The organism is Bifidobacterium sp. B4079 (genome assembly GCF_026537385.1).
Classification (GTDB): domain Bacteria; phylum Actinomycetota; class Actinomycetes; order Actinomycetales; family Bifidobacteriaceae; genus Bombiscardovia; species Bombiscardovia asteroides_I.
The window spans coordinates 820082-836663 of record NZ_JAFNMH010000001.1 but is presented as its reverse complement, the minus strand read 5'-3'; the positions used below and the strand labels follow the sequence as shown (position 1 = coordinate 836663).

At 59.8% G+C, this 16582-nt stretch carries 11 protein-coding genes, 1 other RNA gene and 1 pseudogene; 5 read left to right on the top strand and 8 right to left on the bottom strand.

Going from position 1 to position 16582, the window contains the following annotated elements:
• The first annotated feature begins 11 nt into the window (after positions 1–11).
• The 3 genes from J3T95_RS03540 (at position 12) to J3T95_RS03530 (ending at position 4226) form a co-directional block, all read left to right on the top strand.
• Complete coding sequence (locus tag J3T95_RS03540; protein WP_267450591.1) at positions 12–1244, top strand: UDP-N-acetylglucosamine--N-acetylmuramyl-(pentapeptide) pyrophosphoryl-undecaprenol N-acetylglucosamine transferase; 1233 nt, start codon at positions 12–14, stop codon at positions 1242–1244.
• A 139-nt stretch (positions 1245–1383) separates the two neighbouring features.
• On the top strand, positions 1384–2952 hold the full coding sequence (gene murC, locus J3T95_RS03535; RefSeq protein ID WP_267450590.1) for a UDP-N-acetylmuramate--L-alanine ligase: 1569 nt from the start codon (positions 1384–1386) through the stop codon (positions 2950–2952).
• Positions 2953–3329: 377 nt separating this feature from the next.
• Complete coding sequence (locus tag J3T95_RS03530) at positions 3330–4226, top strand: cell division protein FtsQ/DivIB (RefSeq protein WP_267450400.1); 897 nt, start codon at positions 3330–3332, stop codon at positions 4224–4226.
• Here the strand turns inward: J3T95_RS03530 and dtd are convergent.
• The 3 genes from dtd to J3T95_RS03515 form a co-directional block, all read right to left on the bottom strand.
• Complete coding sequence (gene dtd, locus J3T95_RS03525) at positions 4219–4719, bottom strand: D-aminoacyl-tRNA deacylase (RefSeq protein WP_267450399.1); 501 nt, start codon at positions 4717–4719, stop codon at positions 4219–4221. The two genes, J3T95_RS03530 and dtd, sit on opposite strands and share 8 nt — an antisense overlap.
• Before the next feature lie 18 nt (positions 4720–4737).
• On the bottom strand, positions 4738–5550 hold the full coding sequence (locus J3T95_RS03520) for a helix-turn-helix transcriptional regulator (RefSeq protein ID WP_267450589.1): 813 nt from the start codon (positions 5548–5550) through the stop codon (positions 4738–4740).
• A 111-nt stretch (positions 5551–5661) separates the two neighbouring features.
• Positions 5662–7980 carry a beta-L-arabinofuranosidase domain-containing protein gene (locus tag J3T95_RS03515; RefSeq protein ID WP_267450398.1) on the bottom strand — a complete coding sequence of 773 codons (2319 nt, stop codon included), beginning with the start codon at positions 7978–7980 and terminating at the stop codon, positions 5662–5664.
• Between the two features lie 457 nt (positions 7981–8437).
• Between J3T95_RS03515 and J3T95_RS03510 the strand changes: the two genes are divergently transcribed.
• Positions 8438–10003 carry an oligopeptide:H+ symporter gene (locus J3T95_RS03510; RefSeq protein ID WP_267450397.1) on the top strand — a complete coding sequence of 522 codons (1566 nt, stop codon included), beginning with the start codon at positions 8438–8440 and terminating at the stop codon, positions 10001–10003.
• A gap of 81 nt (positions 10004–10084) precedes the next feature.
• Here the strand turns inward: J3T95_RS03510 and J3T95_RS03505 are convergent.
• Positions 10085–10285: pseudogene (locus tag J3T95_RS03505) on the bottom strand (DMT family transporter); the annotation flags it as partial.
• A gap of 205 nt (positions 10286–10490) precedes the next feature.
• On the opposite strand from J3T95_RS03505, the gene J3T95_RS03500 reads away from it, so the two are divergent.
• Positions 10491–11930 carry an FtsX-like permease family protein gene (locus tag J3T95_RS03500; RefSeq protein ID WP_267450396.1) on the top strand — a complete coding sequence of 480 codons (1440 nt, stop codon included), beginning with the start codon at positions 10491–10493 and terminating at the stop codon, positions 11928–11930.
• A 355-nt stretch (positions 11931–12285) separates the two neighbouring features.
• On the opposite strand, the gene J3T95_RS03495 is transcribed toward J3T95_RS03500, so the two are convergent.
• The 4 genes from J3T95_RS03495 to J3T95_RS03480 form a co-directional block, all read right to left on the bottom strand.
• Positions 12286–12516 (bottom strand): type II toxin-antitoxin system RelE/ParE family toxin, encoded by a 231-nt coding sequence (locus J3T95_RS03495; protein ID WP_267450395.1) that lies wholly within the window; start codon positions 12514–12516, stop codon positions 12286–12288.
• 488 nt (positions 12517–13004) lie between these two features.
• Positions 13005–13403, bottom strand: a transfer-messenger RNA (tmRNA) gene (ssrA, locus tag J3T95_RS03490).
• 112 nt (positions 13404–13515) lie between these two features.
• Positions 13516–14460, bottom strand: coding sequence for a LysR family transcriptional regulator (locus J3T95_RS03485; protein WP_220237073.1), 945 nt, complete (start codon positions 14458–14460; stop codon positions 13516–13518).
• 228 nt (positions 14461–14688) lie between these two features.
• Positions 14689–16311, bottom strand: a complete 1623-nt coding sequence (locus J3T95_RS03480; protein WP_267450394.1) for an NAD-dependent malic enzyme — start codon at positions 16309–16311, stop codon at positions 14689–14691.
• Between the last annotated feature and the right edge of the window lie 271 nt (positions 16312–16582).

The window sequence follows — 16582 nt, the reverse complement described above, 5'->3', positions numbered from 1 at the left end:
CTGAGAAAGGGATGCCTGGGTACGACCAGGGGCGTCCTGGGAAAGACGCTGGTCCCCATCTGGTGTTGGCCGGCGGGGGGACGGCAGGGCATGTCAACCCCCTGCTCAGTGTGGCTGCAGCCATTCGGGAGCGCTGTCCCCAGGCAGCTGTCAGCGTGATCGGCACTGCTGTCGGGCTGGAGCACGACTTGGTGCCGGCCGCTGGACTTCCCCTGGATCTGATTGAGAAGGTTCCCTTCCCTCGTCGTCCTGGCAAGGCTGTCCTGGACTTCCCCCTGCGTTGGCGACGTGAGGTGCATCGGGTCCGAGGGTATTTACAGGATCGGTCGGCCGACCTGGTAGTCGGCTTTGGCGGCTATGCCTCGGCGCCGGCCTATAGGGCCGCACGAAACCTGGGTCTGCCCATCGTCGTCCATGAGCAGAACGCCCGGGCGGGCATGGCCAACAAGCTGGGTGCCCGCTGGGCCGATTTCGTGGGTACGGCCTATGAGGATACAGGCATCCGGGCCCGGTCCGGTGTGCCAGTGCGACGCGTGGGTCTGCCCCTGCGGCCGGCCATCGCCCGACTGGCCAAGCAGATGGAGGCTGACCCCGCACGAGCCCGTCGCGAGTCTGCACAGTCCTTAGGATTGGATCCCGACAGGCCCATCCTGTTGGTCACCGGGGGATCCTTGGGCGCGCTCAGCCTGAACAAGGCGGTGGCTGACGCGGCTAGGCAGCTGCTGGATCGAACCCAGGTCATCCATCTGACGGGCCGTGGCAAGGCCGATCAGGTCAGGGAGCAGGTGGCGGCTGACCTGGGCGATGCGGCTATCAACGATCTGGACCCGGCTCATCAGGGCCAGGGGGACTACCATATGGCCGAATATCTGGAGCGGATCGATCTTGCCTTCGCCTGCGCTGACCTCGTGGTCTGCAGGGCTGGTGCCGGCTCTGTCAGCGAGCTGGCCGCCCTGGGTGTGCCCGCCGTCTACGTGCCCCTGCCCATCGGCAACGGTGAGCAGCGGTTCAACGCGCAGCCGGTCGTCCATGCCGGGGGAGGGCTCATGGTGGATGATGCGGCCCTGGATGCTAAATGGGTGGCTGACCACGTCCCTGCCCTTATGGCCGACGGGGATAGGCTGGCTGATATGCGCCGACGGGCCTGGGGGTACGGGATTCGCGATGCCGCCCAGGTTATGGCCGAGCAGGTCCTGACCATGGCCGACCAAGGCCTTGCCCGCAAGGACTCCGGGAAGGTCTAGTCGGGCATAATGGAGGCAGGCGACGGGCGACCGTCCTGAATGGTCCTGAACTGTTGGAGGAGATGCAACTACTGTGCCCAAGCATGAATTGAATACAGTGCCCGGTCGGCAGGATGGCGGTGACCGGTCCCTGCCGGTCCTGGACCCCTGCCTGCCTGCCCTGGTCCAGGCCGGAGTGCGCGACCCCAAGGATCTGGGGCACACGCACTTCATCGGCATCGGCGGGGCCGGGATGAGCGTGCTGGCTGAGATGCTTCACCAGGAGGGGGTGCAGGTCTCCGGCTCTGACCGTGCTGAGGGGGACAAGACCCGTCGTCTGCGTCAGCTGGGGATCCGGGTCGCTATCGGTCAGGACGCCTGTAATGTAGCCGGGGCTCGCACGGTGGTCTGGTCCAGTGCCATCAAGCCTGACAATCCCGAGATTCTGGCAGCACGGGATACAGGCGCTCGGCTGGTTCACCGCAGCGATATTCTGGCCCTGCTCATGGCCTCCAGGATTTCGGTCACTGTGGCCGGCGCGCACGGCAAGACCACCACCAGCGCTCTCTTGGCCCATCTGCTGACCAAGGGCGGCCAAGGGGCTCTGGCTGATCCCAGCTATGCCATAGGGGGTAGCCTCCAGAGCGACCAGGGGCCCATGGACGGCGGGCATGTGGGAGCCGGACGGGTCCTGGTGGCCGAGGCGGACGAGTCCGACGGCAGCTTTGGCAAGTACACTCCCGACATCGCCATCATCACCAATGTCGAGCCCGACCATCTGGACCACTATGGCACGGCTGATGCCTTCCGCCAGGCCTTTGTGGAACATGCCCGTCAGGCCCGACGATTCCTGGTGGTCTGCGGGGACGACCAGGGCGCTCTGGAGGTGCTGCGGAGGCTGCACGGGGACTGCCAGGCCAAGATCATCGTTTATGCTTCGGATTCCCAGCTGAGTGCGGAATCCCTGCCCGGGATCCTTGGCCTGGTCCGCATCGAGTCCGAGTCCGAGAGCAGCGGCAGCGGTCGTGAGCATTGCCGTCTGGCTCTTCCCGCGCAGGTGCTCCAGGCGGCAGGGTTGGAGGCCAGCAAACCCCTCGATTTGCAGGTGGACCTGGCCATCCCCGGCATCCACAACGCCCGCAATGCCGCCGCGGCCATCATCGCCGCCATCCTGCTGGGGATGGATCCTGATGCGGCCGCCGCTTCTGCCGCCGACTTCCGTGGGGCCGCTCGACGCTTCGAGGTTCGCGGATGCCGACATGGGGTCACTGTAGTGGACGATTACGCCCATCATCCCACGGAGATCGCCGCTCTGCTGACAGCTGCCAGACGACGCTATCCGGGCCGGACCATCAGGGTGCTCTTCCAGCCCCACCTTTATTCGCGCACTGCCATCTTCGCCGAACGTTTCGCGGCTGCTTTGTCCCTGGCGGACGATGTGACCGTCACCAACATCTTTCCCGCGCGTGAGCTGGCCAGCGATTTTCCGGGTGTGGATGCCGGAACCATCCCCGCCGCGGCCCGTAAGGCATCGGACCGGGAGTCTCAGGATTCCGCAAACAAGTCGGCTGGAGCTGTCTTCCGGACCTGCCCGGACATGCGTCAGGCGGCTCTGGATCTGGCCGAGCGGGCGGAGCCGGGTGACGTGATCCTGACTGTGGGCGCCGGCGATGTCACCGGCATGGGGCCGGTCATTCTCGACAGGCTGGCTGAACGGGATGAGCAGTGAAGACCGGCAAGGGTCGCCGCGCCGCCAGCGGAGCCTCGTCCAAGACCAGGGCCGTCCGGGCTGCCAAAGCTGCACGGACGGCCCGGTCTGGACATGCCAAGCCTTCGGGAGAGGAAGAGCGGACCGGCAGAACCGCTAGATCAGGCGAATCGAATGTTTCCGATAATGCAGCAATGGCAGGCCGCCGGTCCAAGACTGAAAAAACCGGCAGCGAGGGCAGGCGTTTCAAAAGGTCGAAACGACTCAAGAGTCGTCCGGATCGTGCCAAGAATCCAGGCGGATCCCGAACTCGTAGCGCCAGGTCGGCCTCCTCGTCCTCCCGTTCTCTGGTAAAAGGGAACAAGGCCTCAGCCTCCAAGTCTGTGGCATCCAAGTCTGTGTCGTCCAAATCTGTGTCCTCACGCTCGGCTAGTTCGGCCGGCGGATTCGTCGATGCCCGGGCCATACCGCCGGATCGGCCCGTTTCTGGCAGGATTGGCACCGATCAGGAGGAGCAGGGGCTGGGGATCTTCGTTCGGCCTAAGGTGCTGGACTTTCAGGCCCGTGTGCGAGAGAAGAAGAAGGTCAGCCGCAGGCTGGTCCTGATCCGGACAGGTGTCGTCCTCCTGGTCATGGCTCTGATCGCAGGACTGGCATGGCTGCTCTTTCTCTCGCCGGTCTTTCGCCTGCAGACCGACAGGATCGATGTCAGCGGCGGCAATGCCTGGGTGTCCAACGATCGAGTGGCCTCAATCGTGGCCCATCAGGGGGATCGCTCGCTGCTGCTGATTTCCACCAATGGCGTCGAGCAGGACATCAGCGGCATGGCCGGGGTGACCGATGCCAGGGTCCGCAAGAGTTTTCCACACGGTCTGCAGGTGACCTTCGATGCCCAGGAGCCGACTGCGGTCTTCAAGGATGCACAGGGCGAGCTGACGGCCGTTGACAGACAGGGGAGGGTGCTCAATACTGTGCCCAAGCCGGTGGAGGGGGTGCCGGTCATCCAGGTGTCCACCGTCAAGCGCGCACAGCAGGATCAGGCGGTCAGGCAGACCCTGCGGATTCTGTCGACCATGCCCGAGTCCATGCGTCATTCGGTGACTAAGGTGACTGCGGAAACCCAGGACTCTATCACCACCGAGCTGGACCAGGGCAAGCATGTCATCGTCTGGGGTGACGGCTCCGACCTGAAGCTCAAACAGGCCGTGGTCGACAAGATCATCAACGATCCGTCCAAAATCGGCGACAAACATCAGCTGGATGTGTCGGCGCCCCTGCGGCCCATCGTCAAATAGCCGCTGAAGAGGTCGCCGTCTTCATCAGTTTGTCGGTGTCCAGCAGGATGGTCACAGGGCCGTCGTTGACCGAATCCACTCGCATGTGGGCACCGAAGCGTCCGACGACAATAGGGACACCGGTCGCGGCCAGGGCCCGGTTCAGGTCCTGCCAGACGCTTTGGGCGTGTTGGGGCTCTCCGGCCGCCATGAAGCTGGGACGGTTGCCGCGATGCAGATCCGCATAGAGGGTGAACTGGGAGATGGAGAGGATGGAGCCGCCGCAGTCCAGGACCGACCTGTTCATTCGGCCCTCCTCGTCGGAGAAGATGCGCATCCGGGTCAGCTTGCGGACGGCATAGTCCACCTGGTCAATCCCGTCTTCATCCTGGATGGCCACCAGAAGCAAGAGGCCCGTGCCAATGCTCTGGGGTTTGAAATCGGGATCCGGCTGCCCCTGTTCGTCGACAACATCGACTCGGGCGCGGCTGACCCGCTGTATGACGATTCTCATGCTTCCAGTCTAAAGACTTTAGGCGTTGTTGTAGTGACGCAGGGAAAAGCTGGACCGGTACCTGGTTGGGGTCAGGCCGGAGAACCGTTTGAAGACCCGCATGAAGTACTTGGGGTCGTCATACCCGCAGGCCTCGGCTATCTGTCTGACGCCCATGGAGGTCGACAGGAGCAGCTCCTGCGCCCGTTCGATGCGCACCCGCCTGATCTGTCCAGTGATGCCCATGCCGAACCGTCGCTTGTATATGGTCGACAGGTAGGAGGGCGAGTAGTTGAAGTTCTCTGCCACGCTGGCCACACTGATCCGGTCGCAGGCGTTGATGCGGATCCAATCCTGGATCTTCTGGAGGGTGCTGTCCTCGTCGTCCGCTTTTTGAGGGTCCTTTGGTGCAGGCCTTCCCATGGAGATCTCAATGAGCAGACAGGTCATGAAATAGCTGCAGTAGGGGCTGGGATCCGGGTAGGTGCGCTGATAGATGTCGAGCAGCTGGTTGAACATGACGGTCACCCGGTTGTTGTCTGCCAGACGAAAATCCAGGGGCAGCACCACGCGTGCCGCGCCCTGGTCCTTTCCGTCACTCTGTTCGTCGGGCAGACCCTGGGCCCGTTGCCAGTCGGGCAAGGTGAAGTGGGCCCAGTAGAAGGTCAGCGGCTCCTGTCCCAGCCGTCGACTGCCCTCATGTGGGATGCTGGGAGGGATCAGCAGCAGGCCGCCTGCCTTCAGATCATGATGCCGCCCGGCTACGGTCAGCGGGAGGACGCCCTCTTCAACCAGAATCAGCTCAAAGCTGTCAACGGTGCGGCGCTCGTGGATCCATCCGGGGGTGCCGATGAAGCGTCCGGCGGATTTGAAGACCGCCGCATCGTTGGGGAAACTTGTGATGATTGCCTGATCCGTGCTGACCGTCCTTCCTGTCGCTGAAACCTTGGCCTTAGAACGCGGTCAGTGGCTGGCCACTTCGACGTAGGCATGATAGGGCTGGTTTTCGTCAATGATCCAGAGGGGGACAAATTCCAGGCCGCTGTCCCGGTGACGGAAGACCAGCTTCTCGCCCTGGCGCTCGAAGGCGGACCCGGGATCCTTCCGATTGATGTCCAGACTCTGCATATCGGTGCTGGGACTCAAGGCGGCAAGCACGTAAGGGCCCCAGGCCACGGCGGCCAGGGAGGGTCTGTCAGGGGTGCCGATCAGCCGGATAGTCGGGTCGAACGCCAGCGTAACGGTGGCCCCTGACCAGGAATCCAGCCCGCAAGCGCTCGCCTCCAAGATCGCTACAGCCGGGTCGGTGCCCATGAGAGCCTGGGATGCCGGGGCTCCGTCGATGTCGATGTGGACTCTGCCACGGGTCCAGGCTGGAACGCGCAGAGCCAGGCGCGGTCTGTCCAGGGCTTCTATGGTGATGGTCACCTTCTCGGGGTGGCGGTCGTCCACCTTCATGCTCAGCGCCATCTTCTGGTCGATGTCGTTCAGGCTGCAGGGCAGATACTGCTCGATCCACAGGGTCGTTTCATCCGTGTAGAAGGCTCCATCGGCGTAGTAGAAGTGCGATTCCAGGCCAGTGCCGTGACAGCAGCTGTTCTCCTCGTCGAACTCCTTGCGGCCGCCCGGCTGGGTGGGGAAGAAGTAGAGGCTGCCGCCTTGGGGCACATGGTCGGTGCCGGCAGCGATGTGGTTGAGTGTGGTCAGCTCAGTGTAGTCCGCATAGGTCTGGTCGGGATCGAAGGAGAACAGGAGCGCCGACAGTTTGAGCAGATTGTAGGAGGCACAGGATTCGGCTGTGTTGTCCTTGAGCAGGGCACCGATCACATCGGGCTGCTGGAACATCTCCCCCTGACCGGTGCCGCCCATGGCGTAGATGTGATGGCCCATGACCGACTTGAGAAAGAATTCGGCTTGATGCAGGTAGTAGGGCAGGCCGGTATGGCGGAAGAGCTCCACCGAGCCGATGACCTGGGGGATGTGTTGGTTGCCATGCAGTCCGCCTAAGGCATCCACTTTCTGACGCATGGGGACCATGAGGCGGTCGTTGTCGAAGAGGCGGGCGGCCTCCAGGTGCTCACGGCGTCCGGTGATGGCATACAGATGGGCCAGGGATTCGTTCATGCCGCCGAACTCACCGGCGATGTACATGCTCCACATGTTCTGCAACTGCTCATGGGGAAGCCGGTGGACGCGGTCATAGACCCAGTCGCCCAGATCCGAGGCCACTCGCAGAGCCGTTTCATTGCCCGCGAAGTGGTAGGCGTCGATCAGGCCCGCCAGAATCTTGTGCAAAGTGTAGTAGGGCGCCCAGATAGTGGGGTAGGGCGCGTACTGTTCCAGCTTGTCGAACTGGCTCTCGTCGTAGGCAGACAGGAAGCCCGGCTTGGTGGTCCCGCCCTTTGCGAAGGCGGCCTGGACCTCGGCCAGCCCGTCGACCAGATAGGTCAGCTTGGCCTGGATGTCCTTGTCGCCGGTAGCGGCATACCCCAAAGCGTATGCGGACAGGACATGCCCTGTGGTGTGGCCGCGCAGGTTGGAGTCCGGAGCGTCCCAGCCGATCATGGGCTTGGCTCCCTTGGTGTCCAGGTGGGAGGCTCGGCGGAACTCAACCAGGAGCTGATCGTCGTCCAGGGTCTTCAGAAAGGCTATCCGTCGGCGCTGGTTGTCTGCCAGCATTCCATCGCCGGTCAGCCGAACCCGGCTGATAGGCACGCGGCGGACCTTAGGGCTGGAATCCACTGGCTGTTCGGGGTCTTCGTCAATCACCTGAACCTTGCATTGCACACGGATGCCGCTGCCGTCGATGGATCCTTGGAAGTCGTGTTCACCGGTCTGCCCGTCCCGCTGCTGAACGCCTTCGTCCCAGTTGACCCGCTGGGAGACTTTCTGTCCGTCCTTGGTCAGTACGGCCGTGAACATGGGCAGATAGTAGGTAGCGCCCTTGCGAGCCTTGATCTCGATGGGGTAGACCTTGCGCACTTCGATCCTGTTGGGCATCTGCAGCACGGTCACATCAAAGCTGCGCTGGGCCTTGGCCTCGCCCTTGGTGACGGTCGCGGTCAGGGTCACGTTACGGTCGCCTCGACCGTATTCGGGCTGATTGACCTTGCCCTGAGGATTCACCCATCGATCGTCGCTGCTGGCCCATTCGATGGTGGCTTCCTCCACCCCTTTGGTCGGCAGCGTCAGGTCAAAGTCCACGGTGCCTGTGTTGCCGATATATATCCGACGGGCTGTCTCGTCGACGCAGTCCTGATCAGTGTGCATGGGTGATGTCATGATGAATTACCTACTCCCTCCGCTGACGGGCGGATTCTGGCCGGTCATGCTCTCCATCGGGTCGTCTCCGATCCGTCGGCGCCGCTCTGCCCTGATGCCTTTGCGCGCCTTACCTCATCAGTTTATGGACGGCTGCCCTATCGAGAAGGTGGGGGATATCGTCGAATGGGTGGACAATCTTGTGTCTTTGGTTTGGAGTCGTTCTGCTTAGCGTCTCTTTCTTCGTAATCCTTTGCCATGGCGCGGTTTCCGAGCAAGCTACAACTTGTCGGGGGGCCTTGTCGAGTAGCGTTCAGACAGCATTACCAAGAAATATCCACCTTTTTCCCTTCGGTTTGCACCTAGGCCAGAAAGGCTGAGGATTTACCGTTCCAAGTGGAACAGCTTGTGGTTCCACGCAGAGCAAAAGGGTGCCGGACAACGAGGGTCGGCACCATTGAGAAGCGAGGAGAAGCGTATGGCTACACCAGCGGAAAACGGTGACGAGCAACCGGATATTGTGGTCGATGAATCCGGTCTCAAGGTTGACCGACAACAGGAGGAGGAGCTGAACCGGCTGAGGGCGGACCGCTCCTTTTTCGGCTATCCCAAGGGCATCGGCGCCCTGGCAGCCGGCAATTTCTTCAATTCGATCTGTTGGGCCTCCTACGGGGCCGTGACGATCTACTACCTCTATAAGCCTTGGACCCAAGGTCTGGGATTCAGCCAGGGGGAGGCAGCCCAGCTTATCGCTATCGTGGCGGCCATCAATTCCATGTTCGGCATTGTGGGCAGCTGGCTGGCGGACCGGGTGTTCGGGGCGCGCAAGGCCCTGGTCATCGGCAACATCGTCAAGGGGCTGTCCTGCGGGCTCTTGGCTATTCCGGCTTTCTCCGTCAGCCAAGGTCGAGCTATGGCCATCGTGGGCATGATCCTCATGAACCTGCCCATTATGGGAGCTTCGAACGCCTCGCTGACCGGCATGCTGTTCCACCGCAAGGACAACCGTCGTGATGGTGCTTTTGCTATTCACGCCATCGCCAACAACATCGCTGGGTTCATTACCCCGATCATCTCCGCGCAGCTGGGACTGATCAACTACCATTATGGATTCGCGATAGGAGCGGTAGCTGCGCTGATCTACGCCGCCATCATCGGTGTGCCGGGCAATCGTTTCTTTGGATCCTTGGGTTCCAAGCCTACGCGTCCGCTCAACAGCCAGGAGCGTAAGCGCTATGGCTTTGGCGCCCTGGGTGTGCTAGTGGCGATCGGCCTGGTCATCGCCGTCCTGCTGATCACCCACAAGGTCAGCGTTAATGCGCTGGCCAGCACAGTAAGCTCCTGCACCTTTGTAGTGGCTATAGCTTTCTTTGCCGTCATCTGGCGGTCCAAGAGGATTGTCGGAGTGGAGCGTCGGCGGCTCAAGGCCTTCGTGCCCATCGTGATCATGCAGATTGTTGCCGGAGTGGATTACGCCATTCAGGGCACCACCCTGCTCATGTTCCTGGACCAGCGGATCAACAGAAAGTTCAGCGGCATTGAAATCGCTCCGGGATCCTTCAACACTCTCGTGGGCATCATCGCCATGCTGGCCGGCATCTTCTTCAGCTGGTTCTGGCTGACCGACACGGGCAAGCGGTGGAAGTCAACCAACCGTCTCTGGTTCGGATTCGCCTTCTTCGGCATTTCCAACCTGCTGCTGATCGTCCCCACTGTGGTGCTCAATCCTCATACGGCAAAGTATTCCGTGCTCTGGCTGCTGCTCTACTATGTGGTCTCCAACTTCGGCGGCTTCCCCTATGGCGTTGCGGCCAACTCGACCGTGGCGGCCATCGCGCCCAAGTCCTACGAGACTCAGATGCAGACCGCTTTCAGCTTGTCGGCTGCCATCGGCACAGCTATTATGCTGCTGATTTATGGGAAGCTGACCACCCTGGACCAGCAGCTGCCGCTGATGCTGATCATCGGCATCGCTGAACTTGTCGTGGCCGTGGCGGTCATGCTCTTCCGCGGCAAGATAGACGCTACCGTCATGTCGGATTGAGCAACTTGATCCCTGCCGGAGGATGGGTCTTCTGCCGGGGATCGTCCCAACAGGCTTCGACCCCCTAGCTATGGCGTACAGGACTGTCAAGGCAGCCCCAATGCCGGCCCAGACAGCGTAGGCCGTGCTGGAAGGGATGCTGAGAATCAATCCCACAATAAAAGCAATGTAAGGAACGATTTCGGTAAAGCCCTGAGATTTTCCCAGGGCGGTGGCCCAGACCGATTCACGGATGCCGGCGAGTATGAGTACGATCCACGAGGAGATGGTTCCCTTCGGCATGTCTTGTCGCTGTCCGGGTGTTTGACCATCGTCCGGGAACCTGAATCTAATCCTGAGTGATGGTGGCCCAAGCAGGGGAGTGGCCGATGGACTCATGTAAGAGGAATCAGGGTTGATTCAGGGTCGAATAAGGGGTTTGCCGGATACTGTCTTCCGCGTCGATCGACTATACATGTAATAGAGGGATTTGGCAGGTGAATGAATCATGACTTGGGCCTTGCGTGATCTGAAAGCCAATAATGGCATCTGGGCTGGTGTCTTTATCGTTCTTGTGGTCGCCCAAATCCTGCTCTGTGCCATGAGCGTGAGCATGGGCGTCAACAGCTATTACCAAGGCCTATCGGTCAAGACCAGGGATCCTGCCAAGAGTCTGGCTTCGGCCCTGAGTTTGGTCTTCTTCACGGTCATTGTGCTCGGCTGCCTGGTGATCAAGCACACCCTGCAAGCATCAATTCGCCAACGTCGCCAGGGGCTGGCCCTTCTCTCGCTGCTGGGAGCTACGCCTAAGCAGATCCTGGTGCTCACGCTACTGCAGGTAATGATTTTGGCCCTGCTGGCCTCTCTTGTTGCTGCGGCTCTTTCGCCTGTACTGGCTGGAAGGATCCTCGATTGGTATTCCGCCGGGATGCGAAGGCCAGTGCATTTCGCTTTTACCTGGCACGGTTTTCCCAGGTCTGCTTTGACCGGTCTTGCTGTGGGCTTTGCCACGGCCATATTGGCGACCAGCCTGACTTTGCGAGATTTGGCGAAGATGACACCCGTCCGGGTGGTGCGCCGTGCCGAGGAGAGCGAATCAGTCGAACGGCTCCGACATGGACGCGGTCTTGTGCCGCTTTTCCTTGGGTTGGCCTTGCTGCTATTGCCGTTGCCTGTTTTTGCCTATCTTTCGAGCAGCGGCCCTAGGTCATTGGATCCTAAGCAGGTCTCGGCGGTCCTTAATGCTGTTGGAAGTGGACCGCTGTTCGCCATTCTCTTGCTGCTGATCGCCCTGGCTCGCGCGGGCGAGCCGGTTATTGGCAGGGTCACTCAACTCTGGACCGCTCTGGTGCCGTCATCGTCTGCCGTCTGGCGAATAGCGCGTTCGCAGGCGGAGGCCAGAAGTCGAGACACGACATTTGGCTCTACGGTCATAGCGTTGACCGCCTGCATGTTTCTGGTCGGCGGTCTGTTGACTGCCGGAGGCACCAGTACCGTCGCTATGAACAAAGTACCGGGAATAGAGAACGTCACATCAGGCGGAACCCTGGAGTTGCTCTATGGCTTCTGGGCAGCGCTGCTGATCGCCCTAGTCGGCGTGATCGCGGGGTTCGCCATTGCTGCCCGAGATCGTGACCTGGATCTGGCGCTCCTGTCAATCGCTGGTGCAAACCCGCAGCAGCTGACTGCTATATCCATATTGGACGGCACCATCGTGACGACTACAGGCATTATCATCGCAGCTGTCGGTACCGGACTGGTCGGACTGAGTACGGCCCTGGTCTATTGCCCGCTTGTCCACAGTCTGTCCATAGTTTTTCCTTGGCGGTTCTTCCTTATATGCGGGTTGCCGATTATCGTCGTCGGCTCGCTGGCGACCATGCTGACGGCTCGGCCTGCATTGAGGCGCTCGCCCATAGCAATTCTGCAAGGCGCCATAGGCGAATGATCGACAGTGAGCTTTAATTGCTGAGCCCGATCTGTAATTGAGCGGTTTCGCCAAGCATTGATTCCGGCCATGGCTGTGTGTGACCAATTGATCAAGGGGACAGTTCCTTGTCGTATTGACAACTGGTCAATACGGCAAATACATGCTGGATGCTCAGAGACGGGTATCCCATTATGACAGGTCAATCTCTAGGTAATTTAGTGCACGATCATCTATGAAGTGGATAAAAGTGCAAGCAAACTAGCGCCTTGATCGCAGTGATCGAGTATATCGGAACCAGTCTCAATCGCCGAGATACTCGATTGCATCATAGTGTTCGGTCATGGCTGCCAGTGGTCATCAAGGTAAGAATCATTCAGTTCTTGACACGTTTGTACACCAGGGGCCAGTCTGCGACGACATGAAGCTCCTCGTATTTAGACCAGCGACCTTCCAACCGTTGGTTTCGATATTTGCGCTTAGGCAGTGCTGAATTGCAGCCAGCCAAGTCGTCGAGCTCTTGATCGAGCCTGCTTAAGTCGAAATGCTTCCTCTTGATTCTCTTGACATCGCGCAGGAATTTTTGCGTATATCCAAACTCATTCATGATGGATGATGTCTTTCATGTTCTTTGCATCACCCGCGTGAGTGATCGGTAAAGCCTCAGCTTCCTCCATTCTCTGTCAAATTTTGAAAGTCGAGAGCGAAACGGAAGTCCTTCTTCGCACAGCGACTGAGAGTGGAACACATTAATCGCCGTGTCGAGATCTAGGCCCGGATCTTCGAAAAGCTGCGATGCCCGACGCTTCATATCCTTACCAGTGCAAATTTGAATTCTTGCTGTCTCTTTTATTGCTTTCTTCTACTCTAATTGCTCTATTAGTCGTCTTTAGCTCTAAAGATATATCAATTGTGTTCCGACCGGAGTTGTTTTGGAGTCATTCTGAATCTGTGAGCAAAGAAACGAGAATGAGCTGATGTTCATGAATAAGGTTGTTGAAAATGTGATTCACTAAGCAATCAAGAAAGATGATTTTTTGAAGCGTAAAACGGTATAGAAAGGGCCAGCCAAGTTGCCTCGGCTGGCCCTTGTTTTGGTGGAGCTGCGGGGAATTGAACCCCGGTCCGGTGACCGCACCCTCAGTCTTCTACGTGCGTAGTCTGCTGGCCTTTGTGGCTATCTGTCTGCCCCCACCTATGTCGCAGACAACTGGTGGCGGGCATAGCCGCAGAAAAAGTCCCCGAACCGCCCTGTGGCGCAGCAGTTCAGGCAAGTCTTCTTAATGACGCTCAGCATCCCCCCGAAGGCGAAAGGGAGTGAACGGAGCAGCTGCTCACTGGTTAATCCTGGCGCGAAGCTCAGGCAGCGAGAGCGAACTCAGTGCGGTTAGATTTAGCACTTGTTGTTTGCGGGAGGACATTAACGAGCGGACCCCCGCGTTCTCGGCACGCTTCCCTGCGACGAACAGGTCACCGTCGAAACCGATCAGCCCCAATCTTGAATTATCAAGCCCCGCTGGTGCCATTACGGACCAGCCTCGTCAGTATACAACAGATGGACGTTGCGGATATTCCGCTTCTCTCTCGGCATTGACCGCGATCCTGGTCAAGCCACAGAGCCCAGTCGACTGGTGGCATAGTCGCTGAAGGCATGCACCTCATCCACATCTTCGTAGAAGGCCTCCCGCTTGGTGTCGTTGAAGAGGAAGATGTTGAAACGGGGCATGTCATCCCCGGCAAAGGGGATGAAGCGCAGGCCATCGCCAGGGTGCACGCCGGCCGAGGTGATCAGACTGCAGACCAGACCGGATGTGGTCACCATCTTCAGGGTTTCTACGTCTGAGACCTCAACCAGATGACTGACTGGTTCAGACAGGTGAATCAGCCGTTCGGCAGCCTGGGCATGGACGAAATCGCGGTTGAGGGTCGTGAAAGGAACGTCCCCGGGAAGCATGGACAGATCCTCGGGGTGCAGACTGGTCATTCCTGCCGTGCCCAGCCGTTCGACCATGGACTGGGTGCAGACCATGCCGAAGGGGAAGGATGTCAGCTTGGTCGTTTCAACGCCATCCACACTCAAAGACTCGTCGACACTGGCCACCGCCCCGTAGTCCACACGGTGGGCCTCTATCTGACTCAGCAACTTTTGAGACCCTATGGTTTCTACGGTCGCGTTCTTGTCTGGTTCGCATTGCTCTTGCCGCCCTTGCCCGGAGCTCAGCAGCGATGAGATGATGGGCGGCAGGCCGATGATGCGCCGTCGGATCCCATTCCTCGCAGCCAGGGCCTCGGGCAGGGTGTTGATCAGGTCCAGGGCCTGGCCGACGTGGTCCACCACTGTTCTTCCGGATTGGGTGAGCTGTGTGCCGTCGCCAGCACCGAAGCGCTTCCTCTGGACCAGCTTGGTTCCCAGACGCATTTCCAGCCTTCTGATGGCCTGCGAGACCGCAGGCTGTGAGATGCCTGCCTCCAATGCGACATCGGTGAAACTGCCGTACCGGGCCAGCATGGTAAGCAGCTCGAGGTCGCGGACATTATCCATATAGGTCATGAGCCGCTTCCCTTGATTGGTGCTCGGACTATTGCTTATCCGTCAACTTTGGCGAAAAACTATTCACAACCACACTATCATCGTCACTTGGACTTGAGAAGATCGACACTTGAAAATATAGCCAGGGCCCGACTCATGACTGGGGTCCGGCCGCCACAATATCGGTTATCAATCGTGCCGGCCGGACCCCAACCTCAATGTCGCAATATGCGAAGGAGCTGGTTTCGCTCAGGCATCGTAGTGCCACTGGGCCTTGGCCACGGCGGCGTCCACATCTTCAATCGGCTCCCGGTTCAGACCCTCTTGGACGGCCTGTGCAGCCACAGCAGCGGCGACCCGATGCGAGATCTCTTTGAGATCGGCCACCGGCGGCAACACGGCGGTGCCAGGCTCGTCCACGTCAATCATGTCGGAGATGGCGTAGGCTGCAGCCAACAGCATTCCCTTGCTGACCAGCCGAGCCTTGGCGACGATGGCTCCGAAACAGATGCCAGGATACATAAGTGCGTTGTTGCCTTGTCCGATGGAATAGGTGACCCCCTGGTAGTCAACCGGCTTTGAGGGAGTGCCGGTGATGACGAAGCCACGGCCGCGGGTCCAGGCAATCACATCCGCAGCCTTGGCCTCTGCCAGTTCCGTGGGGTTGGAGATGGGACAGATCAGCGGCCGCTCCACGTGCCTGGCCATGGCCTCAACAACATCCCGGTCGAAGGCTCCGGGCCTGGTTGAGGTGCCGATGAGCACCGTGGGTTGGAAGGCGTCGACAACCTGTGCCAGCGAGGTCTTGTCAGTGACTGATGCGAACTCATCCGGCTTGCGGGCATATCGTGTTTGCCCCTCAGTCAGATCATCCTGATCCTGCTCAATCAAACCCTGACGGTCGAAGAGCAGGACCCTGCTCCGCGCGGTCTCGGGATCCATGCCCTGGCGGATGGTCAGGTCATCCACGATCTGATCAGCTATGCCCACGCCGGCGGTCCCTGCACCGAAGACCATGATCCTGGTGTCCTTGGGGTCGGTTCCGGCGATTTTTCTGGCGGCAATCAGTGCGGCCAGGACGGTCACGCCAGTGCCCTGGATGTCGTCGTTCAGAGTCAGGATCCGGTCCTGATAGCGTTTGAGGACGGGCGCCGCCTCGGGCCTGCCGAAGTCCTCCCAGTGAATCAGGGCCTGCGGGTAGCGTTGCAGGACCTGCTGAACGAAGTCATCGATAAAGTCGTCGTAGCGCTGTCCTCTGACCCTGGCGAAGTGGTTGCCCACATAATCAGGATTGTCCAGGAGGGCCTGACGGTTGGTGCCGACATCCACCATGACCGGAAGAACCCGGGATGGGTCAATGTTGGCGGCGGCGGTGTAGACCGCCAGCTTGCCCGTCAGAATCTCAGCGCCCTGGGCGCCCCAGTCGCCTATGCCAAGAATGCCTTCCGCGTCGGTGCAGACCACCAGGTCGACAGGTCGGTCGCCTGCATATTGGTCCAGGGCGTCGCCGATCCCCTCGGGATGATCAATGGAAATGTAAGCCACGTCGCTGCCCGAATAGAACTCGTCATAGCGTTGGATGGATTGTGCCACGGTGGGGGCGTAGACGATGGGCATGTACTCAGTCAGGTGCTTATCCATGCTCCTGTAGAAGAGCCGGCGGTCGGTGCGGCAGACGCTCATCAGATAGAGCCGCTTGTCCAAGTCGGTGGGTTGGGCCAGGAAGCGGCCGTAAACGATGCGCTCGCGCTGTTCGTCATCTTGCACGGCAGCAGGCAGCAGGCCGTCCAGCTTTAGCTCGCGCCGTTGTTCATAGTCGAATCCTAGTCCCCGGTTGGCATAGGAATCGTTGATGGTGTCGAATCCTGTCATGGTCTCACTTGTCCTTCACGATTGGGGCCGGCCGCGTTGCCAGACCTCTGCAAACAGCCTAGAAAAACCTCTTGCCGACCGCCAAATAAGCATCGTCTATATGCTGTCAAGGGCCTATTTACCCTTGTTTGACGGGTCTGGGGGCCCTAGACAGCCGCCAGCTATGGCCCACCCTCATATATGCGGCGCTTATTTGTAGCCTCTGTCGCCTGCCGCATAGCATAAGTCCACATGAGCATGCCGACGAGGAGGCCGGCGGTTTCCGGACAGA

Excerpts from the sequence above, each read along its gene's own strand:
- J3T95_RS03540 (WP_267450591.1), top strand. The coding sequence starts at position 12 with ATGCCTGGGTACGACCAGGGGCGTCCTGGGAAAGACGCTGGTCCCCAT.
- dtd (WP_267450399.1), bottom strand. The coding sequence starts at position 4,719 with ATGAGAATCGTCATACAGCGGGTCAGCCGCGCCCGAGTCGATGTTGTC.
- J3T95_RS03515 (WP_267450398.1), bottom strand. The coding sequence starts at position 7,980 with ATGACATCACCCATGCACACTGATCAGGACTGCGTCGACGAGACAGCC.
- J3T95_RS03510 (WP_267450397.1), top strand. The coding sequence starts at position 8,438 with ATGGCTACACCAGCGGAAAACGGTGACGAGCAACCGGATATTGTGGTC.
- J3T95_RS03500 (WP_267450396.1), top strand. The coding sequence starts at position 10,491 with ATGACTTGGGCCTTGCGTGATCTGAAAGCCAATAATGGCATCTGGGCT.
- J3T95_RS03495 (WP_267450395.1), bottom strand. The coding sequence starts at position 12,516 with ATGAATGAGTTTGGATATACGCAAAAATTCCTGCGCGATGTCAAGAGA.
- J3T95_RS03485 (WP_220237073.1), bottom strand. The coding sequence starts at position 14,460 with ATGACCTATATGGATAATGTCCGCGACCTCGAGCTGCTTACCATGCTG.
- J3T95_RS03480 (WP_267450394.1), bottom strand. The coding sequence starts at position 16,311 with ATGACAGGATTCGACACCATCAACGATTCCTATGCCAACCGGGGACTA.